Annotated in this window: 20 protein-coding genes; 3 read left to right on the top strand and 17 right to left on the bottom strand. The window is 73.8% G+C overall.

The genetic code is table 11. The annotated features are described in order from the left end of the window. Window position 1: 1 nt before the first annotated feature. From AB2U05_RS19720 to tsaB, 5 genes are all read right to left on the bottom strand, one after another. Window positions 2–913 (bottom strand): polysaccharide deacetylase family protein, encoded by a 912-nt coding sequence (locus AB2U05_RS19720; RefSeq protein ID WP_045708446.1) that lies wholly within the window; start codon window positions 911–913, stop codon window positions 2–4. Between the two features lie 79 nt (window positions 914–992). Then, complete coding sequence (locus tag AB2U05_RS19715; RefSeq protein ID WP_369183850.1) at window positions 993–1,253, bottom strand: hypothetical protein; 261 nt, start codon at window positions 1,251–1,253, stop codon at window positions 993–995. Next, on the bottom strand, window positions 1,250–2,341 hold the full coding sequence (gene tsaD / locus AB2U05_RS19710; protein ID WP_045693021.1) for a tRNA (adenosine(37)-N6)-threonylcarbamoyltransferase complex transferase subunit TsaD: 1,092 nt from the start codon (window positions 2,339–2,341) through the stop codon (window positions 1,250–1,252). The genes AB2U05_RS19715 and tsaD overlap by 4 nt, the downstream gene beginning before the upstream one ends. Next, entirely contained in the window at window positions 2,334–2,840 is a 507-nt protein-coding gene (gene rimI, locus AB2U05_RS19705; protein ID WP_341845991.1) for a ribosomal protein S18-alanine N-acetyltransferase, read from the bottom strand. The genes tsaD and rimI overlap by 8 nt, the downstream gene beginning before the upstream one ends. Further along, entirely contained in the window at window positions 2,837–3,493 is a 657-nt protein-coding gene (gene tsaB / locus AB2U05_RS19700) for a tRNA (adenosine(37)-N6)-threonylcarbamoyltransferase complex dimerization subunit type 1 TsaB (protein ID WP_045693022.1), read from the bottom strand. Before tsaB ends, rimI begins: the two co-directional genes overlap by 4 nt. A gap of 157 nt (window positions 3,494–3,650) precedes the next feature. Between tsaB and AB2U05_RS19695 the strand changes: the two genes are divergently transcribed. Further along, window positions 3,651–4,220: a hypothetical protein gene (locus AB2U05_RS19695; RefSeq protein ID WP_052706152.1), complete on the top strand. Its 570-nt coding sequence runs from the start codon at window positions 3,651–3,653 to the stop codon at window positions 4,218–4,220. 8 nt (window positions 4,221–4,228) lie between these two features. On the opposite strand, the gene AB2U05_RS19690 is transcribed toward AB2U05_RS19695, so the two are convergent. Together AB2U05_RS19690 and tsaE are read right to left on the bottom strand one after the other, a co-directional pair. Then, the gene (locus AB2U05_RS19690; protein ID WP_045693024.1) at window positions 4,229–4,423 is read right to left on the bottom strand and encodes a hypothetical protein; all 195 of its coding nucleotides are present in this window, start codon (window positions 4,421–4,423) and stop codon (window positions 4,229–4,231) included. Between the two features lie 147 nt (window positions 4,424–4,570). Further along, a complete protein-coding gene (gene tsaE / locus AB2U05_RS19685) occupies window positions 4,571–5,065 on the bottom strand; it encodes a tRNA (adenosine(37)-N6)-threonylcarbamoyltransferase complex ATPase subunit type 1 TsaE (RefSeq protein ID WP_045693025.1) in 495 nt (164 codons plus the stop codon). Between the two features lie 280 nt (window positions 5,066–5,345). On the opposite strand from tsaE, the gene AB2U05_RS19680 reads away from it, so the two are divergent. Beyond that, window positions 5,346–6,344, top strand: coding sequence for an LAETG motif-containing sortase-dependent surface protein (locus tag AB2U05_RS19680; RefSeq protein ID WP_369183849.1), 999 nt, complete (start codon window positions 5,346–5,348; stop codon window positions 6,342–6,344). Window positions 6,345–6,395: 51 nt separating this feature from the next. On the opposite strand, the gene AB2U05_RS19675 is transcribed toward AB2U05_RS19680, so the two are convergent. The 4 genes from AB2U05_RS19675 to glmS form a co-directional block, all read right to left on the bottom strand. Then, window positions 6,396–7,652 carry an alpha/beta fold hydrolase gene (locus AB2U05_RS19675; protein ID WP_078859634.1) on the bottom strand — a complete coding sequence of 419 codons (1,257 nt, stop codon included), beginning with the start codon at window positions 7,650–7,652 and terminating at the stop codon, window positions 6,396–6,398. Then, a complete protein-coding gene (gene alr / locus AB2U05_RS19670) occupies window positions 7,649–8,848 on the bottom strand; it encodes an alanine racemase (protein ID WP_045693026.1) in 1,200 nt (399 codons plus the stop codon). Before alr ends, AB2U05_RS19675 begins: the two co-directional genes overlap by 4 nt. Window positions 8,849–9,764: 916 nt before the next feature. Continuing rightward, on the bottom strand, window positions 9,765–11,228 hold the full coding sequence (locus AB2U05_RS19665; RefSeq protein WP_369183848.1) for an NAD(P)H-hydrate dehydratase: 1,464 nt from the start codon (window positions 11,226–11,228) through the stop codon (window positions 9,765–9,767). A gap of 320 nt (window positions 11,229–11,548) precedes the next feature. After that, a complete protein-coding gene (gene glmS, locus AB2U05_RS19660) occupies window positions 11,549–13,405 on the bottom strand; it encodes a glutamine--fructose-6-phosphate transaminase (isomerizing) (RefSeq protein ID WP_078859640.1) in 1,857 nt (618 codons plus the stop codon). A 99-nt stretch (window positions 13,406–13,504) separates the two neighbouring features. Between glmS and coaA the strand changes: the two genes are divergently transcribed. Then, on the top strand, window positions 13,505–14,500 hold the full coding sequence (gene coaA / locus AB2U05_RS19655; protein ID WP_045708448.1) for a type I pantothenate kinase: 996 nt from the start codon (window positions 13,505–13,507) through the stop codon (window positions 14,498–14,500). Between the two features lie 63 nt (window positions 14,501–14,563). Here coaA and glmM read toward each other — a convergent pair whose 3' ends face one another. The 6 genes from glmM to rplQ all read right to left on the bottom strand — a co-directional run bounded on the left by glmM (window position 14,564) and on the right by rplQ (window position 20,491). Next, window positions 14,564–15,928, bottom strand: a complete 1,365-nt coding sequence (gene glmM / locus AB2U05_RS19650) for a phosphoglucosamine mutase (protein WP_045693031.1) — start codon at window positions 15,926–15,928, stop codon at window positions 14,564–14,566. Window positions 15,929–16,094: 166 nt separating this feature from the next. Continuing rightward, window positions 16,095–16,598, bottom strand: coding sequence for a 30S ribosomal protein S9 (gene rpsI, locus AB2U05_RS19645; RefSeq protein ID WP_045693032.1), 504 nt, complete (start codon window positions 16,596–16,598; stop codon window positions 16,095–16,097). Window positions 16,599–16,644: 46 nt separating this feature from the next. Continuing rightward, window positions 16,645–17,088 carry a 50S ribosomal protein L13 gene (gene rplM / locus AB2U05_RS19640; protein WP_045693033.1) on the bottom strand — a complete coding sequence of 148 codons (444 nt, stop codon included), beginning with the start codon at window positions 17,086–17,088 and terminating at the stop codon, window positions 16,645–16,647. Between the two features lie 232 nt (window positions 17,089–17,320). Then, window positions 17,321–18,979, bottom strand: coding sequence for an ABC-F family ATP-binding cassette domain-containing protein (locus AB2U05_RS19635; RefSeq protein ID WP_045693034.1), 1,659 nt, complete (start codon window positions 18,977–18,979; stop codon window positions 17,321–17,323). Between the two features lie 41 nt (window positions 18,980–19,020). Continuing rightward, window positions 19,021–19,935 (bottom strand): tRNA pseudouridine(38-40) synthase TruA, encoded by a 915-nt coding sequence (gene truA / locus AB2U05_RS19630; RefSeq protein ID WP_045693035.1) that lies wholly within the window; start codon window positions 19,933–19,935, stop codon window positions 19,021–19,023. A 79-nt stretch (window positions 19,936–20,014) separates the two neighbouring features. Continuing rightward, window positions 20,015–20,491, bottom strand: coding sequence for a 50S ribosomal protein L17 (rplQ, locus tag AB2U05_RS19625; protein ID WP_045693036.1), 477 nt, complete (start codon window positions 20,489–20,491; stop codon window positions 20,015–20,017). Between the last annotated feature and the right edge of the window lie 29 nt (window positions 20,492–20,520).

Genomic DNA, 20,520 nt, shown 5'->3' with positions numbered 1-20,520 from the left:
CCTAGCCGGCGGGCGCCTGGACGTAGTCCTCCAGCCGGGCCACCGAGAAGCCCTGCTCCTGGATCCGGGCCAGCAGGTCGCCGAACATCTCGGTCATGGTGGCGCCCTTGAGCTCCTTGGGGCCGCGGAAGTGCGCCAGGATGATGTCGCCGGGCTTCAGCTTCTTGTCCGCCGCCTGGTACTGCATGTCGTGGATCTGCATCGACTCGCGCCACAGCACGATCGCGCGCGGGCCGCACTCCTGCACCGAGGTGTTGAGCATCGCGGTGTTGGCGCCGTCGCCGAACGGCGGCCGGAACAGCAGCGGGGCGGTGCCGTACTGCTGGGTGAGCGCGGACTGGTCGTCGCAGATCTCGGACTTCTGCTTGTCGGCCGAGAGCTTGCTCATCACCGGGTGGGTGACGGTGTGGTTCTGGATGTGGTTGCCGAGCGCCTGGAGCGGCTTGAAGTAGCCGTAGTCGTTCTTGACGATGTCCTTGGTCAGGAACATCGAGATCGGCACCTTGAGGTCGGTCAGCATCTCGACGAACTTCGGGTCCTTCTCGGCGCCGTCGTCGATGGTGATGAAGACGACCTTGTCGCTCGTCTTCACGTCGCTGAACACCGGGACGGTGCCGGTCTTCGCCAGCTTGATCGGCTTGTCCGCGGGCGGCGCCGGGGCCGGGGCGAGCGGCGTCAGCTTCCACTTCGCCCAGGCCGCCGCATCGGCACCGGCCGGGGCCGCGCCGGGCGCGGTGGCCGCGGCGGTCGGCGCGGCGGCGGCGCCCGCGGGCTGGGGCGCGGCCGACGCGGCCGTGGTCGCGGCCGGCTTGGCGCCGCCGTCCCCGTTGTCGCCGCACGCGGTGGCGAAGGCCAGCAGGGCCAGCGCCCCCGCCGCGTACGTCCTGGTCCTGCTCAGCCCGTCCCTGTTCACCGCAGCGCGCTCCCGGCTTCCGTCCAGCTCTTTCCCAGCTAGCACGGTAGCGGCCGCGGCGGCGGTTCCCGGAACGCCGTTACTCGACGTGCTCGCTGGTGAAGGACCAGCGGTGCACCGGGCGGCCGAGCAGGTCGGCCGGCGGCTCGGCGACGGGCACCGGCTCGCCGGTCCACCAGGTGATCAGCAGGACCCGCTCACCGGTGGCGGAGAGCAGCTCCAGGCGCTCCAGCCCGGCCGCGCCGCGCACCGCGGGCAGCGCGAACTCCCGCACCCAGGCGGCGAGTTCGGGCCCGCGCCCGGCCGCCGCCCGGGCCTCCCACATCTCGGCGACGGTCACGCGGCGCCGCCGCCGAGGGCGTCGTAGGCCTGGTCGTGGAAGTGGGTGTGCGGCACGTGCACCTCGGTGACGGGCAGCGAGGAGTCCGCCGACAGGTCGAAGGCGGACGGCGCGCGGTCGCGCCACACCATCTCGGCGCCCAGCGCCGCCACCATCGCGCCGTTGTCGGTGCACAGGCCCGGCCGGGGCACCCGCAGTCGGATGCCGGCCCGGTCGCAGCGCTGCTGGGCCATCTCGCGCAGCCGGGAGTTGGCCGCCACGCCGCCGCCGATCATCAGGTGGTCGACGCCGTTGTCCTTGCACGCCTTGACGGCCTTGCGGGTGAGCACGTCGGTGACCGCCTCCTGGAAGGAGGCCGCGACGTCGGCGATCGGCACCTCCTCGCCGGCCCGGCGCTTGGCCTCCACCCAGCGGGCGACGGCGGTCTTCAGGCCGGAGAAGGAGAAGTCGTACTCGGGGTCGTTCTTGCCGGTCAGGCCGCGCGGGAAGTGGATCGCCTTGCGGTCGCCCTCGCGGGCCGTCCGGTCGACGACCGGGCCGCCGGGGAAGCCCAGGCCGAGCACCCGGGCGACCTTGTCGAAGGCCTCGCCGGCGGCGTCGTCGATGGTCGCGCCGAGCGGGCGGACGTCGCTGGTGATGTCCTCGCTGAGCAGCAGCGAGGAGTGCCCGCCGGAGACCAGTAGGGCCATCGTCGGCGAGGGCAGCCGGCCGTGCTCCAGCTGGTCGACGCAGATGTGCGAGGCGAGGTGGTTGACCCCGTACAGCGGCTTGTCCAGCGCCCAGGCGTACGCCTTCGCCGCGCTGACGCCGACCAGCAGCGCGCCGGCCAGGCCGGGCCCGGCGGTGACGGCGATGCCGTCCAGGTCGCTCGCCTTGATCCCGGCGGTGTCCAGGGCGCGCTGGATGGTCGGGACCATCGCCTCCAGGTGGGCGCGGCTGGCGATCTCCGGGACGACGCCGCCGAAGCGGGCGTGGTCGTTGACGCTGGAGGCGACCGCGTCGGCCAGCAGCGTGGTGCCGCGCACGATGCCGACGCCGGTCTCGTCGCAGGAGGTCTCGATGCCGAGGACGAGCGGTTCGTCAGCCATGGTGGGTGTCCTCAATGTCCTTCGGTTCGGTGCTCGGGTGGTCGAGGCGCATCACCAGCGCGTCGACGTTGGCGGGCTGGTAGTAGCCGCGCCGGATGCCCACCGGCTGGAAGCCGTAGCGCTCGTACAGCCGCTGGGCGCGCGGGTTGTCCACCCGGACCTCCAGCAGCAGCTCGGCGCAGCCGCGGTGGGCGGCCTCCCGGATCAGGTCGGTGAGCAGGGCCGCGCCGAGGCCGGCGCCCTGGTGGGCCCCGTCGACGGCGATGGTCTGGACGTCGCCCTCGCCGGAGATCGCCATCAGGCCCGCGTAGCCGACGATGGTGCCGTCCTCGGTGGTGGCGACGGTGTAGTGGCGGGAGCCGCCGGGGTGGGTCTCGGCGAGCTCGGACCAGTACATCCCGTGGGACCAGGCGTCCTCGGGGAAGAGCTTCAGCTCCAGCTCCATCACCGGCTCGATGTCCCACCAGCGCATCGGGCGCAGGGTGGTGCGGTGCCTCACGCCGGGAGCACCGCCTTGTAGCCGGCCGGCACCTGGGCGTCCGGACGGCGCAGGTACAGCGGGACGTTCGGCAGCAGCTCGCGCCCGGCGGCCAGTTCGGCGGCGGCGAAGCCGGCCAGCGCGCCGGCCGAGACGTGCTCGGGGCCGTGCGCGCCCGGGAAGGCGTCGGGGTAGAGCAGCGCGCCGGCGCCGACCGAGCGGGCCGCGGGCGTCAGCTCGGCCGGGCGGTCCACGCCGGGGCCCTCGGTGCGGCGGCCCTCGGCGTCGTACGAGGCCCAGTAGACCTCCTTGCGGCGCGCGTCGGTCGCCACCGTGAACGGCTGCCCGGCCAGGCCCTCGGCGCGGGCCTGGAAGGCGATCGCGTCCAGGGTGCAGACGCCGTGCACCGGCAGGTCCAGCGCGTGGCCGAGCGCGGCGGCGGTCACCAGGCCGACCCGCAGGCCGGTGTACGGGCCGGGACCGACGCCCACCGCGATGCCGGTCAGTCCGTGTTTGTCCACGCCGGCGGCCCGCAGCACCTGGTCGATGGCGGGCAGCAGCAGTTCGCCGTGCCGTCTGGCGTCGACCTGGTGGGTCTCGGCGAGGACGGCCGTGCCGTCGTGGACGGCGGCGGTGACGGCGGGGGTGGCGGTGTCGAACGCGAGCAGCAGCACGGGGTCAAGGTTAGACCGACGTTGGTCCGACCGGCCGATCGAGCTGGTGTACCCATCCGGAACACACGTGCCGGGCGCTGCGAACCGGCCGGACGGACCTGGCACGATAAGGGGCGTTACGTACAGAGGACGGCGGCGGGAGCGGCACGTGGCGAAGATGGGTCCGGGAGTGGTGGTCACCGGGCTGACCCTGGGGGCCCTGGCGGCGGTCAGCCTGCTGGCCTTCCAGGCCAACGGCGCGCAGGACCGGGCCGGCGGCGCCAAGCCCGTCGCCAGCACCTCCTCCTCCACCGGCGGGCCGACCTCGGCGGCGCCGAGCGCGTCGGCCACCCCGACCGCCCCGGCGCTGCCGGCCTCCTCGGGCAGCGGCACCCGGGTCGTCTACTCGGTGAGCGGCCACTACGTCTGGCTGATCGACCCGAAGAAGAACCCGCAGGTCACGGCCGCCTTCCCGGTCACGCCCGGCTCCGTCGAGCCGAACCCGGGCAGCTACTCGGTGTACAGCCGGACCCCGAGCGGCACCGGGACGGACCAGAAGCAGATCGAGCACGTGGTGCGCTTCGCGCAGCAGAGCGGCGTGGTGTTCGGTTTCAGCGCGACCGTGGACGGCTCCACCGCGAGCGCCGATCCGAAGAGCAAGACCGGCGGCATCCGCAGCAGCCGTCCGAACGGCCAGCTGCTCTGGGACTTCGCGCCGAACGGCACCAAGGTGGTCGTGGTCGCCTGAGAGCGGCCTCAGGCAGCCCGGGGCGTCCTCGCCTCGGGCTCCTCGGCGTGCCGGGGCTCGGGCTCGGGCGGGGTGGACACCGCCTCGGCGGCCGCGCAGGCGGCCAACAGGGCCCGCATCGGCTCGCCCGGAGCGCGGCGGGCGGGCTCTCCGGCCCCGGCGGGGCGCACGGCCCGCTCGGGGGCGGGGGTGGGGCTCGACATGGCGCCTCCCTAGTTAGGCAGACCTAACCGCAGCACCCATCCCACCACGCCCGGCACCCCGCCCGCAACACCTTGCCGACAGCCTGTCGGCAAAACGGCGTACGCGCCGGCGCGAGCGCCCCCGGCGGGCGACGCACGGCGCACGGCTCAGGCGAGCGCCCCCAGCTGGACGTCGTCCCAGCGCCGGCCGATCCCGGTCAGCACCACCCGGCGCGGATCGTGGTCCTCCCCGGCGTCGTCACCGATCGCCCGCTCGATCCGCACCTCCAGCCGGTCCTCGGAGAGCCGCTCGACCTTGCCCTCGCCCCACTCGACCACGACCACCGACTCCGGCAGCGAGACGTCCAGGTCGAGGTCCTCCATCTCGTCCAGGTCCCCGCCGAGCCGGTACGCGTCCACGTGCACCAGCGCCGGGCCGCCGACCAGCGAGGGGTGCACCCGGGCGATCACGAAGGTCGGCGAGGTCACCGCGCCGCGCACCCCCAGCCCCTCCCCCAGGCCGCGGGTCAGCGTAGTCTTCCCGGCCCCCAGCTCGCCGGAGAGCAGCACCAGGTCCCCCGGGCGCAGCAGCGCGGCGAGCTCACGGCCGAGCCGGCCCATCCGCTCCGGGGTGGCGACGGTGAGAGTGGCGTGCGAGCCCATGCGCGTGTCTTGCCCTTCGGTCCGTACCGGCGCCCGCCCACCGAACGCCACCGCTACCGTGCCACATCCCCGCCCGAACGTGCTCCGGGCGTCGTTTCGCCCGGTTGTGATCGACTTTGCCGGATGCGCGACGCAGACGAACGGCCCCCCGCTCTCATCCGATTCTACGGTCCTCCCAACCTGTCCTTCCGGACGTGTGTGCGAGCCCGGCTCCCGCCCGTCCGGTCCCGTTCGCCCCGGGGCCCCAACGGTCCCGGCCGGCTTCCCAGAGGTCCGATCCATGAAGCTCCGCCGCGGTTTCGCGATTCCGACCGCCGCCGTCCTCGCCTCGGCCGCCGTGCTCGCCGCCGCGCCGCTCGCCGCCGCCACGCCGGTGCCGACGCCCACCGCGACGCCGACTGCCGCGCCCACCGCCACCGGCACCGCGACGCCCACCGCGACCGCGACCGCCCCGGCCACCGCCGCGCCCACGGCCACGGCCACCGGCACGCCGACCGCGGCGCCCACCGCGACCGCGACTCCCACGCCCACCGCGACCAGCAGCCAGGACCCCACCGGCCTGATGGTCCTCCCCAAGATCACGACCAAGGGCTTCCCGACCAACGTCGTCGCGGGCGCCCCGGCCGTCGAGTTCAGCGCCGAGATCGCCAACACCTCCGGCCACGAGTCGCTGTTCTGGCCGTACCTGGTCATCGGGACGGCCCACAACAAGCTGACCGCCGCCCAGGTCAAGCTCCAGTACCAGGACCCCAACACCAAGGCCTGGAAGAACGGCACGCCGGACAACAACGGTCTGCTGGCCCAGATCCAGGACCTCGGCGACGAGCCGTTCTACCTGGCCAAGGACGAGAAGCTGACGATCCAGCTCAAGCTGGCCTTCACCGCCGACACCGAGGCGGACTACGCCGCCGTCGAGCTGGCCGGGCTCTACTTCGACCTGACGCGCGACCACAACGAGGGCCCGGGCTTCCCGGTGAGCCCGGTCTCCAGCTTCACCATCGCCGCCGCCAACGGCACCGGCGCGGGCGGCGGCAGCACCCCGGTCACCCTGCCGGACGCCAACGCCCGGAAGCAGGGCGAGGCGGGCAAGGCCAAGCCGTCCGCCGACACGGTCGCCAAGGCCAAGTCGAAGGCCGCCAGCCGCGGTGGCGCCAACCTGGCCGAGACCGGTGGCGGCAGCAACACCACCGCGATCGCCCTGACCGGTGGCGCCGTGCTCGCCGTCGGCGCCGGCACCCTGGTGTTCCTGCGTCGCCGCAAGGCCGGCGCGAGCGCCTGATCCGGACGCCCCGGCCCGGCACCCCTCACCCGGGGTGCCGGGCCCCGGCGTTCACGCGGGGTCGAGCGCGGGGCCCGGCGGCTCGGCCGCCCCGCGGAACTCCGCGGCGCGCCTGAGCAGCGCGGCCAGCTCGCGGTCGACCAGCTCCGGGCGCTCCAGCATCACCAGGTGCCCGGCGCCCTCCACCAGCACCAGCTCCGCGCCCGGCAGCCGCTCGGCCATCGTCTCGCTGTGCGCCGAGGGCGTCAGCAGGTCCTTCGTCCCGGCCAGCACCAGCGTCGGCAGGCCGCGCAGCCCGGCCAGCGCCTCGTACTTGTCGTGCGCGCCGAACACCGGGTAGAACTCCGCGACCACGTCGATCGGCGTCGCGTCCAGCAACTGCTCGGCGAAGCGCACCACGCCCGGGTCGACGTCCTTGCCGCCGAACGAGAACCGCCGGTAGAAGACGCCCGTCACGTCCGAGCCCAGCCGCCTGGTCGCCTCCACCAGCTCGACCTGGCGGCCCAGCAGCTTCACCACGCCCGGCGCGACCTTCTTGAACAGCTTCGCGCCGGCCTTGGGCAGGCCCAGGCTCACCTCGTTCCAGTCCCCCGCCAGGGTGCCGATCAGCGCCACCCCGGCCACCCGCTCCCGGAACAGCTCCGGGTGCTGGTCGGCCAGCGCCATCACCGTCATGCCACCCATCGAGTGCCCCACCAGCACCAGCGGCCCGGTCGGCGCGACGGCGTCGAGCACCGCCTTGAGGTCCCCGCCCAGCTGGTCGATGCCGGCCGGCTCGCCCGTCAGGTACGAGCGGGAGCGCTCGGAGCGGCCGTGGCTGCGCTGGTCCCAGAAGACCATCCGCACGCCCTCGCGCAGCGCGGCCCGCTGGAAGTGCCAGCTGTCCTGGTTGAGGCAGTAGCCGTGGCAGAACACCACGGTCAGCGGCTCGGGGCCGTCGCCGCCGGCACCGTCGCCGTCCGGCTCGGCCCAGCCGGTGCCGTCCAGCTCCACGTACAGCTCGGTGCCGTCCGGCGCCGGAACCGTCAGCGGGCGGCCGCGCAGCGAGCCGTACGGGGCGCTGGCGTCCAGCTCGTCCCGGACCCGGCGGCGCATCGCCCGGCCGACCGTCAGCCGTTCTATCGCCACCCCGGCGGCCGCACCGGCCGCCAGCACACCGACCGAGATCCCGATCACACCGGCCCGGGACACCCCGGGCGTCCCGGAGGCGCCGGAAGCCGCACCGGCCGCCGCCCTGACCGCGTCGACCGCCTCGGCGGCCTTCGCCACCGCCGCGGCCGCGCCGCCCTCGGCCGGTGCGTCCGTCATGCCGACAGGCCCTCGGCGCCGCTGCCGCCCACGTAGCGGCGCGGCACCCGGCCGCCGATCCGGGTGACGATCTCGTACGAGATGGTGCCGGCGGCCCGGGCCCAGTCCTCGGCGGTCGGCTCGCCGCGCTCGCCGTTGCCGAACAGCAGCACCTCCTCGCCGATCGCGGGGGTGTCGCCGCCCAGGTCCACCACGAACTGGTCCATCGCCACCCGGCCCGCCACCGCACGCCACTTGCCGGCGACCTGCACCGGGCCGGAGCCGCTCGCGTGCCGCGGGATGCCGTCGCCGTAGCCGACCGGGACGAGGCCGAGGGTGGTCGGCCCGGGCGTCGTGTAGTGGTGGCCGTAGCTCACGCCGTGACCGCCGGGAACGTGCTTGACCAGCGCCAGCCGGGCACTCAGCGCCATCACCGGGCGCAGCCCGAAGTCGGCCGGCGAGCCCACCTCGGGCACCGGCGAGAGCCCGTACGCGGCCAGGCCGGTGCGGACCAGGTCGAAGTGCGACTCGGGCAGCAGCAGCGTGGCCGGCGAGTTCGCCAGGTGCCGCACCTCCGGGCGCAGCCCGGCCGCCTCGGCCACGTCCAGCGCGGTGCGGTACGAGTCCAGCTGGGCCCGGATCGACGGGTGACCAGGCTCGTCGGCCGCCGCGAAGTGCGACCAGATGCCGACGACCCTCAGCAGCCCCTCCGCCTCGGCGCGGCGGGCCGCGGCCACCAGCTCCGGCCAGTCGTGCGGCTGGCAGCCGTTGCGGCCCAGGCCGGTGTCGGCCTTCAGGTGCACCCGGGCCGGGATGCCGGTCTCCCGGACGGCGGGCAGCAGCTCGTCCAGCGCCCACCGGCCGCTCACCGAGATGTCCAGGTCAGCGCGCAGCGCCTCCCGCCACGGGCCGCCCGGCGTCCACAGCCAGCACAGCACCCGGGCCTGCTCCGGGCGGATCCCCGCCGCCCGCAGCGCCAGCGCCTCCTCCGGCATCGCGCAACCGAGCCAGCCGACCCCGTTCGCCACCGCCTCCCGGGCACACGCGACCGCCCCGTGGCCATAGGCGTCCGCCTTGACCGCGAGCATCACCGCCGTGTTCCCGACGCGCTCCCGCAGGGCGGCGAGGTTGCCGCGCAGGGCGCCCAGGTCGATGGTCGCCTCGGCCCGTACGCCGTCGGTGAGGGGGACTGTGCCGGTCGTGTTCGCTGTTGTCATCAGGGTCAGTCTCCCAGACGTCCCGGAGTCCTCGCCGAACGGCCCATCGGCGCGGCGGCCGACGACGACCGGCCGGCACCGCGCCGACCTGCGGCGAACCGCCCGTCCGCCCAGCTGAGGACGCCACGCCCGGACGCTCCGGTTCCGCCCCGCCACTCCGGCGGGAGCCGGTTACGACCCGATGGGCAGCCTCGGCCGACCCGGCCGACCTGCCGAGCCGAACCCTCACGCGGACCGCAGCCCACGCCATGGCGGCGGGCCACCGATCAGCGGAGCCGGGCGCGGCTGCCGGGCACCACCACCTCCCGGCCGCCCCCCACGACCACAGCCGAAGGCCCGCCCCGGCGGTGAGGCCTGCCGGACCGGCGGGGCCACACCGCCCGGCTCACCCGCCGAGCCGCACCGGCGGGCCCGGCCCGGGAAGACCAAGCCGACTGGGCCAGGCTGCCCGACCGGACTGCATCGTGGCGGCGCCCCGGGGCGGGCCACCGGTCCGCGGAGCCAGGCACGGCCGCCGGGCACCGCCTGCACCTCGCAGCCATCCCCGAAGCCCCAGCCGCCAGCGCGGGCCCACCGGCACCAGAGAACCGAAGCGCCACCGGCCAACCCCGCGGCGCCGAACCCGCACGCAGACCACAGCCGCACGACCGGCCCACCCGCCGAGACGCACCGGCGGGCCAACAGTCGGCGGAGCCGGAAGCGGCTGCCTGGTACCGCCACCACCTCACGGGCACCGCCACCACCATCGCGGGCCCCGGACGCAGCCGCACGACCGGCCCGAACCCCCGCGCCACACCACCCGACCCGCCCACCGAGCCGCAGCGGCGGCCCACCGATCAGCGGAGCCGGGCGCGGCTGCCGGGCACCACCACCGGCTCCCGGCGGTCCCCGCAGCCGCATGCCCGGCCCCCGCCGGTCAGGCCTGCCGGACGGCGCGCCAGACCGCCGGGAGGGCCTCCGCCACGGCCAGGGCCGTCACCGGCGCGCCCGGGGCGCCCGCCGCCTCGCGGCCCGCCAGGCCGTGCAGGTAGGCCGCGACCGAGGCCGCGTCCAGTGGGGGCAGGCCCGCGGCCAGCAGGGAGCCGGCCAGGCCGGCCAGGACGTCGCCGCTGCCCGCGGTGGCGAGCCAGGAGGTGCCGGTGGGGTTGACCCGGACGGCGCCGCCCGGGTCGGCGATCACCGTGGTGGAGCCCTTGAGCAGCACGGTCGCCCGGTAGGCGGCGGCGAGCCGACGGGCGGTGGCGAGGCGGCGCGCGGCCAGGTCGTCGGCGGCCGCGGGCGCGCCGCCGTCCGCGCCGGCGAGCAGCCGGGCGGCCTCGCCGGTGTGCGGGGTGAGCAGGGTGGGTGCGGTCCGGCCGGCCAGGGCGGACGGGCCGATCCGGCCGAGCTCGGTGAGCCCGTCCGCGTCGACGAGCACCGGGACGTCGCTCGCGAGAGCCTCGGCCAGCGCCTGCCGGGCCCCCTCACCGCCGCCGGGCCCGACCACCCAGGCCTGCACCCGCCCGGCCCCGGCGGGCCCGCCCTCGGTCACCAGCGTCTCGGGAAAGCGCCGCACCACTTCCTCCGCCGCCGCTCCGACGTACCGGACGGCGCCCGCGCCGCCCCGCAGCGCCCCGGCCACGGCCAGCAGCGCCGCGCCCGGGTAGGTCGCCGAGCCGGCCGCCACCCCGACCACGCCGCGCCGGTACTTGTCGCTCTCCGCGCCGGGCAGCGGCAACAGCGCAGCCACGTCCGCGTGCTGCAGGGCCGTCAGCTCCGGCTGCGGCAGCGTCAGCCCGATGTCCACCAGCTGCACGGCACCCGCGTACGAGGCCCCGGGGTCGATCAGCAGCCCGGGCTTGTACGTGCCGAAGCAGACCGTGACGTCCGCCCGCAGCGCCGCGCCCGGCACCTCGCCGGTGTCCGCGTCCACCCCGCTGGGCAGGTCCACCGCCACCACCACCCCGCGCCGCCGGGCCTCGGCGTACGGGACGGCCCCGGGGCGCAGCCCGCCCCGGCCGCCGATGCCGACGATGCCGTCCAGGACGAGGTCCGCGCACGAGAAGTCGGCCAGGCCGACTTCCTGCTCCGCCGTCACCCGCCCGCGCGCCGCCCGCAGCGCGGCCAGCCCGCCCGCATGCGCCTTCCCGGGCGCCAGCAGCACCGCCGTCACCCGCGCCCCGCGCCGGGCCAGCGCCGCCCCGGCGTACAGGGCGTCACCTCCGTTGTCCCCGCTGCCCACGAGCACCGTCACCCGGCTGCCGTACACCCGGCCCAGCAAACGGGCACACGTGGCGGCCAGCCCGGCGGCCGCCCGCTGCATCAGCGCGCCCTCCGGCAGCCGCGCCATCAGCTCGGCCTCGGCGGACCGAACGGTTTCCACAGGGTGTGCATGACGCATGCGGGAGCTCCTTCAGCAGTCGGCCGACGCCGGATCGCGGCACCCCTTCGAGTGGCCTCTCCACCGATCCCCTGTCGGCACCGGACGGTACGCCTACGTTGGCACTCGTGGATCTCCTTCAGGCGTTCCTGAGGCTGCACGTGCCCCAGGGATTCACGATCGAACTCTTCCGACCCTGGGAGGAGATCATCGTGACCGCACCTTCCGGGGGCAGGAGCCGTGGTCACTGCCGGCCGGCATCGCGCTCGTTCTGGAAGTCAACGCTCGACACGGCGCCCCTGCGGTAGGGCACAGCCACCGCAGGGGCGCCGGCGCCGTCACTACTCGACCGTGACCGACTTCGCCAGGTTGCGCGGCTGGTCGACCTCGTGGCCCTTGGCCGTGGCCAGCTCGCAGGCGAAGACCTGGAGCGGGACGGTGGAGACCAGCGGCTGCAGCAGGGTCGGGGTGACCGGGATGCGGATCAGGTGGTCCGCGTACGGGACGACGGCCTCGTCGCCCTCCTCGGCGATCACGATCGTGCGGGCGCCGCGGGCCCGGATCTCCTGGATGTTGGAGACGATCTTGTCGTGCAGGATCGACCGCCCGCGCGGCGAGGGCACGACCACCACGACCGGCAGCCCCTCCTCGATCAGCGCGATCGGGCCGTGCTTGAGCTCGCCCGCCGCGAAGCCCTCGGCGTGCATGTACGCCAGCTCCTTGAGCTTGAGCGCGCCCTCCAGGGCCACCGGGAAGCCGACGTGGCGGCCGAGGAACAGCACCGAGCGGGCGTCGGCCAGGGAGCGGGCCAGCTCGCGCACCGGCTCCATGGTCTCCAGCACCTGCTCGACCTGCTTGGGCGCGTCGCCGAGCTCGCGGATGACGGCGAAGATCTCGTCGCCCCACTTGGTGCCGCGCACCTGGCCCAGGTACAGGGCGACCAGGTAGCAGGCCACCAGCTGGGTGAGGAACGCCTTGGTGGACGCGACCGCGACCTCCGGCCCGGCGTGGGTGTACAGCACCGCGTCCGACTCGCGCGGGATGGTCGAGCCGTTGGTGTTGCAGATCGCCAGCACCTTGGCGCCCTGCTCGCGCGCGTGCCGCAGCGCCATCAGGGTGTCCATGGTCTCGCCGGACTGCGAGATGGCGATGACCAGCGTGCCGGGGCCCATGATCGGGTCGCGGTAGCGGAACTCCGAGGCGACCTCGACCTCGCAGGGGATGCGGGTCCAGTGCTCGATCGCGTACTTGGCGATCATGCCGGCGTGGAACGCGGTGCCGCAGGCGACGATGACGACCTTGTCGACGGAGCGCAGCTCGGCGTCCGAGATCCGCAGCTCGTCGAGGGTGAGCCGGCCGTCGGTGCCGATCCGGCCGAGGAGGGTGTCGGCGACGGCCTTCGGCTGCTCGGCGATCTCCTTGAGCATGAAGTAGTCGTAGCCGCCCTTCTCGGCGGCGGAGGCGTCCCAGTCGACGTGGTACTCGCGCACGTCGGCCGGGGTGCCGTCGAAGTTGGTCACCGTGACGGCGTCGCGGCGCAGCTCGACGACCTGGTCCTGGCCCAGCTCGATCGCCTCGCGGGTGTGCGCGATGAACGCGGCGACGTCCGAGGCGAGGAAGTTCTCGCCCTCGCCGCGCCCGACGACCAGCGGCGAGTTGCGGCGGGCGCCGACCACCACGTCGGGCGCGTCGGCGTGGACGGCCACGAGGGTGAAGGCGCCGTCCAGCCGGCGGCAGACGACCCGCATGGCCTCGGCGAGGTCGCCCTGGTAGGCCTCGCCGAGCAGGTGGGCGACGACCTCGGTGTCGGTCTCGGAGCGCAGGGTGTGGCCGCGCTCGGCGATCTCGGCGCGCAGCTGCGCGAAGTTCTCGATGATGCCGTTGTGCACCACGGCGACCTTGAGGTGGTCGTCGAGGTGGGGGTGGGCGTTGGCGTCCGTCGGGCCGCCGTGGGTGGCCCAACGGGTGTGGCCGATGCCCGTGGTGCCGCCGGGAAGAGGGGTCTCGGCGAGCGACTTCTCCAGGTTGGCGAGCTTGCCCGCCCGCTTGTCGGTGACCAGGACCCACTGCCCATCGGGGTCCTGCGTCTGTACCGCTACTCCGGCCGAGTCGTAGCCCCGGTACTCCAGTCGCTGCAAGCCAGCGATGACGACGTCGAGGGCGGACTGAGCGCCCACATATCCAACAATTCCGCACATGCGTGCCAGCATAAGGGCGGTTTCGCGCCGCTTTTCCCGGCTCTCCGGAACGTTGGGTGACCGACACCACAACCACCGTGAACGGGGCGACGGCTCACAATGGAGCATGTGCTGACCGAACTCTGTACGCGGGGCGCCCCCGCGCCCGGCCCCTCGCCGTCCCCCTACGTGGACCTCAGCAGGGCCGAGTGGAGCGCGCTGCGCGAGCGAACGCCGCTGCCGTTGACCGCCGAGGAGGTCGAGCGACTGCGCGGCCTCGGCACCGCCCTCGACCTGGACGAGGTCCGCGACGTCTACCTGCCGCTGTCCCGGCTGCTGAACCTGTACATCCACGCCACGCACGAGCTGCGCGGCGCGCTGGGCACCTTCCTGGACACCCCGGACACCGAGCGCACCCGGACGCCGTTCATCATCGGCGTGGCCGGCTCGGTGGCGGTCGGCAAGTCGACCACCGCGCGCCTGCTGCAGGCCCTGCTCGCCCGCTGGCCCGAGCACCCCCGGGTCGAGCTGGTCACCACGGACGGCTTCCTGCTGCCCAACGCCGAGCTGCGCCGCCGCGGCCTGATGGCCCGCAAGGGCTTCCCCGAGTCGTACGACCGCCGGGCGCTGATGCGCTTCGTCGCGGACGTGAAGGCGGGCAGGGAGCGGGTCACCGCGCCGGTGTACTCGCACCTGGTGTACGACATCGTGCCGGACGAGGTGCTGACGGTGGAGCGCCCCGACATCCTGATCGTCGAGGGCCTGAACGTGCTGCAGCCGGCGCTGCCCGGCAACGACGGCCGCACCCGGCTCGCGGTGGCCGACTACTTCGACTTCTCGATCTACGTCGACGCCCGCACCGACGACATCGAGCACTGGTACCTGGACCGCTTCCGCAAGCTGCGGCAGACCGCCTTCCAGGACCCGAACTCCTACTTCCGCCGCTTCACCGAGGTGCCGGAGGAGGAGGCGATGGAGTACGGCCGGCAGGTCTGGCGCACCATCAACAAGCCGAACCTGCTGGAGAACGTGCTGCCCACCCGCGGCCGGGCCACCCTGGTCCTGCAGAAGGGCCAGGACCACAAGGTCCGCCGGGCGCTGCTGCGCAAGCTCTGAGCGCAGCGCACGAGAAGGGCCCCGCACCGAGCGGGGCCCTTCTCGTGCGTAGAGCGGCGGGGGTCAGCCCAGGTGGGTGCGGACGGCCTCGGCGAGCCGCTGCGCGACGGCCTCGGACTGCGCCGCGTCCGCGGCCTCGACCATGACCCGCACCAGCGGCTCGGTGCCGGACGGGCGCAGCAGCACCCGGCCGGTGTCGCCCAGTTCGGCCTCGGCGGCGGCGACGGCGGCGGCCAGCTCCTCGCTGGTCCGCACCCGCGCCTTGTCGACGCCCTTGACGTTGATCAGCACCTGCGGCAGCCGGGTCATCACGGCGGCCAGGTCGGCCAGCGGCTGCTTGGTGGCGGCCAGCCGGGCGCCCAGCATCAGGCCGGTCAGGGTGCCGTCGCCGGTGGTCGCGTGGTCGAGCAGGATGACGTGGCCGGACTGCTCGCCGCCCAGCGCGAAGCCGTGCTCCTTCATCGCCTCCAGCACGTACCGGTCGCCGACCGCCGTCTCCACCAGCTCGATGCCCTCGCGGCGCATCGCCAGCTTGAAGCCGAGGTTGGACATCACGGTGGCCACCGCGGTGTTGCGGCGCAGCGTGCCGGCCTCCTTCATGGCGACGGCGAGGATCGCGATGATCTGGTCGCCGTCGACCTCGTTGCCGTCCGCGTCGGCGGCCAGGCAGCGGTCGGCGTCGCCGTCCAGGGCGATGCCGAGGTCGGCCTTGTACTCCTTCATCGCGGCGCGCAGCCGGTCCAGGTGGGTGGAGCCGACGCCGTCGTTGATGTTGAGGCCGGTGGGCTCGGCCCCCAGGGTGTGGACGACCTCGGCGCCGGCCCGGGCGAAGGCCTCGGGGGCGACGTAGGCGGCCGCGCCGTGGGCGCCGTCGATGACGACCTTGATGCCGTCCAGGCGGTTGGGCAGCACGCCGATCAGGTGGGCGACGTACTTGTCGAAGCCCTCGGTGTACTCGCGCACCCGGCCGACCGCCGCGCCGGTCGGGCGCTTCCAGTCCTCGTCGCCGAGCGTGTGGGTGCGGTAGTGGGCCTCGATCGCGTCCTCGATCCGGTCGTCCAGCTTGTGGCCGCCGCGGGCGAGGAACTTGATGCCGTTGTCCGGCATGGCGTTGTGGCTGGCGGACAGCATCACGCCGAAGTCGGCGCCGAGCGCGCCGGTGAGGTACGCGACGGCCGGGGTGGGCAGCACGCCGACCCGCAGGACGTCGACGCCGGCGCTGGCCAGGCCGGCGATGACCGCGGCCTCCAGGAACTCGCCCGAGGCGCGCGGGTCCCGGCCGACCACCGCGACCGGCCGGTGGCCGTCGAAGGCGCCGGCCTCGCCGAGCACGTGCGCGGCCGCGACCGACAGCCCGAGCGCCAGCTCGGCCGTCAGGCCCTCGTTGGCCACGCCGCGAACGCCGTCCGTACCGAAGAGTCGTCCCACTGTCCCGTCCTCCATCACCATGCTCGGAACCCCACCGATGACCCGGCCGCCGCACGATAGCCGGGGAACACGTCGCCCCGGAGTACACGGGGTACTCCGGGGCGACGGTTTCGCGCGACCAGGGGGGCGACGCCGCCAGGGCGGTCCGCACCCCCCGGGGACGCGATTAGCGCTTGCTGTACTGCGGCGCCTTGCGGGCCTTCTTCAGACCGGCCTTCTTGCGCTCGACGGCGCGGGCGTCACGGGTCAGGAAGCCGGCCTTCTTCAGCGCGCCGCGGTTGTTGTCCACGTCGGCCTCGTTCAGGGCACGGGCCACGCCGAGGCGCAGCGCGTAGGCCTGGCCGGACACGCCGCCGCCGCTGATGCGGGCGATGACGTCGTAACGGCCGTCCAGCTCCAGGAGCTTGAAGGGCTCGTTCACGGTCTGCTGGTGCACCTTGTTGGGGAAGTAGCCCTCGAGGGTGCGACCGTTGATCTTCCACTGGCCGGTGCCGGGGACGATGCGCACGCGGGCGATCGCCTCCTTGCGGCGGCCCAGGCCGGCGCCGGGGACGGCCTCGCCGAAGCGGCCGGCCAGGGACTCGGAGGTGTAGCTCTCCTCGGAGGTGTACTCGCCCTCGACGACGGTCTCGTCGAAGTCGACCTCAAGGGTTTCAGTGGTCTCGGCCACGGTGTTCCTCAGCTCTTTTCAGTGATGGGGGGCTTGGTGGCCGGAATTACTGGGCGACCTGGGTGATCTCGAACGGAACCGGCTGCTGGGCCGTGTGCGGGTGCACCGGGCCCGAGTAGACCTTCAGCTTCGAGAGCATCTGACGGCCCAGGCTGTTCTTGGGGATCATGCCCTTGATGGCCTTCTCGACGGCCTTCTCGGGGTTGTTCGCCAGCAGGTCGTCGTAGCGCACCGAGCGCAGACCGCCCGGGAAGCCCGAGTGGCGGTAGGCCAGCTTCTGGGTCTTCTTGTTACCGGACAGGTGCACCTTGTCGGCGTTGATGATGATGACGAAGTCACCAGTGTCAACGTGCGGCGCGTAGATCGCCTTGTGCTTGCCCCGGAGGAGGTTGGCGGCCTGGGAGGCCAGGCGGCCCAGCACGACGTCGGTCGCGTCGATGACGTGCCACTGACGCTGGACGTCGCCGGGCTTGGGGCTGTACGTACGCACGGTCGTAGCCTTCGCTTTTCAGTGAGTGAGTCCTGACAGGAGCACCCGGACGGAAGAGCAGCCTGGCCACCCTTGGACGCAATTCAAGGGGGACCGCTGGTCGTCGACCTGATGTCTCCGGCGTACCGACCTCTCACGTGAGATAGAGCGAGCCAATACGCACATCAAGCGTCCAGGTTACCGGGCGGGCCGGGAGGGGTCAAAAATCCCCTCCCGGCCCGCATCCCGTCACTCAGCGTTCGCGCTCGACCCGGGTGACGTCCCAGACCGGCTCGGGCGACTCGAAGACCCGACCGTCCGCGCCGAACACCAGGAAGCGGTCGAAGGTCCGGGCGAACCAGCGGTCGTGCGTGACGCACAGCACGGTGCCCTCGAAGGCCTCCAGCCCCGCCTGCAGCGCCTCGGCGCTCTCCAGGTCCAGGTTGTCGGTCGGCTCGTCCAGCAACAGGGCCGTCACGCCGTCGAGTTCGAGCTTGAGGATCATCAGCCGGGCCTGCTGTCCGCCGGACAGCGACTCGAACTTCTGCTCCTCCTGGCGGTCCAGCTCGTAGCGGCGCAGCGCGCCCATCGCGGCGCCGCGGCTGAGCGCGTGCTCCTCCTCGATGATCGAGCGGACGGTCCGGCCGAACAGCTCCGGGTGGGCGTGGGTCTGCCGGAAGTGGCCGGGGACGACCCGGGCGCCGAGCTTCCAGTCGCCGCTGTGGGCGACCGTCCCGTCGCCGGCCAGCAGCCGCAGCAGGTGCGACTTGCCGGCGCCGTTGGCGCCGAGCACGGCGACCCGCTCGCCGTAGAAGACCTCCAGGTCGAAGGGCTGCATCAGGCCGGTGAGCTCCAGCCGCTCCATGGTGAAGGCGCGCACGCCGGTGCGCCCGCCCTTGAGCCGCATGGTGATGTTCTGCTCGCGCGGCGGCTCCTCCGGCCGGCCGGCCTCCTCGAACTTCTTCAGCCGGGTCTGGGCGGCCGCGTAGCGGGTGGCCAGGGCGTGGCTGACGGCCGCGGCCTGGCGCAGGGTGACGACCAGCTTCTTGAGCTTGGCGTGCTCCTCGTCCCAGCGCCGGCCGAGCTCCTCGAAGCGCGCGAAGCGGTCCTTGCGGGCCTCGTGGAAGGAGTCGAAGCCGCCGCCGTGCACCCAGACGCTGCTGCCCGCCGCGCCGGACTCGACCGAGATGATCTTGTCGGCGGTCTTCGACAGCAGCTCGCGGTCGTGCGAGATGAACAGGACGGTCTTCGAGGTGGCCTTGATGGCCTCCTCCAGCCAGCGCTTGGCCGGGACGTCCAGGTAGTTGTCGGGCTCGTCGAGGAGGAGCACCTCCTCCGGGCCGCGCAGCAGCGCCTCCAGCACGAGCCGCTTCTGCTCGCCGCCGGAGAGGGTGCTCAGGCCGCGCCACTGGGCCTTGTCGAAGGGCATGCCGAGGGCCGCCGTGGTGCAGACGTCCCAGTCGGTCTCGTAGTCGTAGCCGCCCACGTCGGCCCAGTCGGAGAGCGCCTGGGCGTACGCCATCTGCGTCTTCTCGTCGTCCTGGGCGATCATGGCCAGCTCGGCCGCGTCCACCGCGCGGGCGGCGACGGCGATCCGCTCGGGGGCGACCGACACCAGCAGGTCGCGCACCGAGGCGTCGGCGGGCAGCGCGCCCGGGGTGTTCTGCTGGTCCTCGCGGCCGGTGGTGCCGACGAACTGGCGCATCACGCCGAGCCCTCCGCTGATCGTCACCGAGCCGCCGTGCGGCTGGAGGTCGCCCGCGATCATGCGCAGCAGGGTGGTCTTGCCGGCCCCGTTGGCGCCGACCAGGGCGACCGCGGCGCCCTCGCCGACCCGGAAGGACGCGTCGTCGAACAGCACCCGCCCGTCCGGCAGGTAGTACTCAAGGTGCGAAATCTCGACGTGTCCCATGCGGACGATTGTCCCAAGCGGACACGCCGAGCCAAAACCGATTAACCAACCACGGCGGGCTGCCCCGGCAGGGTGCGCAGCCGCCGGGCCTGGCGGTTGCGCTCGGCCAGCTGGTCGTCCGGCGGGTAGCCGACCTCCTCCAGCGTGAGCCCGTACGGCCGGATCACGTTGACGGCCGAGTTGCGCACGCCGCCCGCCAGCACCTCGCCGGGGAACTCCACCGGCCGGTGCCCGTCGCCGACCAGCAGCATCGCGCCGACCAGCGCCCGGACCATGTTGTGGCAGAAGGCGTCGGCCCGGACGGTGGCGACCGCGAGGGTGCCCTCCTGCGCCGCGTAGGTGTCCACCGGGACGCGGTCCCAGTGCAGCTCCAGCAGGGTGCGGATGGTGGTGGCGCCCTCGCGCTTCTTGCAGTACGCGGCGAAGTCGTGCTCACCGAGCAGCAGCTTCGCGGCGGCGTTCATCTTCTCGACGTCCAGCGGCCGGTCGTGCCAGAGCACGTGCCCGCGCAGCAGCGGGTCGACGCCGCCGGGGTGGTCGGCGACCCGGTAGGCGTACCGGCGCCAGATCGCCGAGAAGCGGGCGTCGAACCCGGCGGGCGCCTCGCCGACCCGGTAGATCCGGACGTCCCCGGGCAGCCGCCCGGCCAGCCGGCGCAGCAGCTTCTCCCGGTGCGCCTCCCACAGCTCGGCCGGCAGGTCGACGTGCGCGACCTGGCCGCGCGCGTGCACCCCGGCGTCGGTGCGGCCGGCCACGGTCAGCGGGAACAGCTCCGCGCTGCGGGTGACCACCTGCAGCGCGCTCTCGATCTCCTCCTGCACGGTGCGGCGGCCGCCCTTCTGGCGGGCCCAGCCGGAGAACTCGGCGCCGTGGTAGGCGAGGTCGAGCCGGACCCGGACGTACCCCTGCGCGGGGCCGTCCTTCACCGGCGGCTGCTCGGCGCAATCGTTGAGCACTGCTTCCCAATCTCCATGGATGCGGAACGGGCCCGCTCCCCCATCACTGGGGAAGCGGGCCCGCGAACACCTAGCGGTGTCAGGCCTGCTCGGCAGCCTCGACCTCGGCGGTCTCGGTGGCCTCGACCTTGGCGTCGGCCTCCTTGACGGCACGCTTGGTGGCGGCCTCGGCCTCGCCGACGGCGGTCTGCGCGACGGTGAGCGCCTCGACCAGCTCGATCACGGCCATCGGGGCGTTGTCGCCACGACGGGGACCGATCTTGGTGATACGGGTGTAACCACCCGGGCGGTTCTCGTAGCGCGGCGCGATCTCGGTGAAGAGGGTGTGCAGGACCGACACGTCGGTGATGGTCTTGCGCACCAGGCGACGGTTGTGCAGGTCGCCCTTCTTGGCCTTGGTGATCAGCTTCTCCGCCAGCGGGCGCATCCGACGGGCCTTGGCCTCGGTCGTGGTGATGCGGCCGTGCTGGAACAGCTCCCGGCACAGACCGGCGAGCAGCAGCGGCTCGTGGTGCGGGCCGCCGCCGAGGCGGGCACCCTTGGTGGGACGCGGCATGGAATTACTCCTCGAATCTCCGACTGCGG

This window comes from Streptomyces sp. Y1, assembly GCF_041053115.1.
GTDB lineage: Bacteria > Actinomycetota > Actinomycetes > Streptomycetales > Streptomycetaceae > Kitasatospora > Kitasatospora rubellomurina.
The sequence above is the reverse complement of the archived record's forward strand: the minus strand, read 5'-3'. Positions and strand labels throughout refer to the sequence as shown.

Excerpts from the sequence above, each read along its gene's own strand:
- coaA (WP_045708448.1), top strand. The coding sequence starts at position 13,505 with ATGGAGCATGTGCTGACCGAACTCTGTACGCGGGGCGCCCCCGCGCCC.
- tsaD (WP_045693021.1), bottom strand. The coding sequence starts at position 2,341 with ATGGCTGACGAACCGCTCGTCCTCGGCATCGAGACCTCCTGCGACGAG.
- rplQ (WP_045693036.1), bottom strand. The coding sequence starts at position 20,491 with ATGCCGCGTCCCACCAAGGGTGCCCGCCTCGGCGGCGGCCCGCACCAC.
- AB2U05_RS19690 (WP_045693024.1), bottom strand. The coding sequence starts at position 4,423 with ATGTCGAGCCCCACCCCCGCCCCCGAGCGGGCCGTGCGCCCCGCCGGG.
- AB2U05_RS19635 (WP_045693034.1), bottom strand. The coding sequence starts at position 18,979 with ATGGGACACGTCGAGATTTCGCACCTTGAGTACTACCTGCCGGACGGG.
- AB2U05_RS19665 (WP_369183848.1), bottom strand. The coding sequence starts at position 11,228 with ATGCGTCATGCACACCCTGTGGAAACCGTTCGGTCCGCCGAGGCCGAG.
- AB2U05_RS19675 (WP_078859634.1), bottom strand. The coding sequence starts at position 7,652 with ATGACGGACGCACCGGCCGAGGGCGGCGCGGCCGCGGCGGTGGCGAAG.
- AB2U05_RS19680 (WP_369183849.1), top strand. The coding sequence starts at position 5,346 with ATGAAGCTCCGCCGCGGTTTCGCGATTCCGACCGCCGCCGTCCTCGCC.
- AB2U05_RS19695 (WP_052706152.1), top strand. The coding sequence starts at position 3,651 with ATGGGTCCGGGAGTGGTGGTCACCGGGCTGACCCTGGGGGCCCTGGCG.
- alr (WP_045693026.1), bottom strand. The coding sequence starts at position 8,848 with ATGACAACAGCGAACACGACCGGCACAGTCCCCCTCACCGACGGCGTA.
- tsaE (WP_045693025.1), bottom strand. The coding sequence starts at position 5,065 with ATGGGCTCGCACGCCACTCTCACCGTCGCCACCCCGGAGCGGATGGGC.
- glmS (WP_078859640.1), bottom strand. The coding sequence starts at position 13,405 with ATGTGCGGAATTGTTGGATATGTGGGCGCTCAGTCCGCCCTCGACGTC.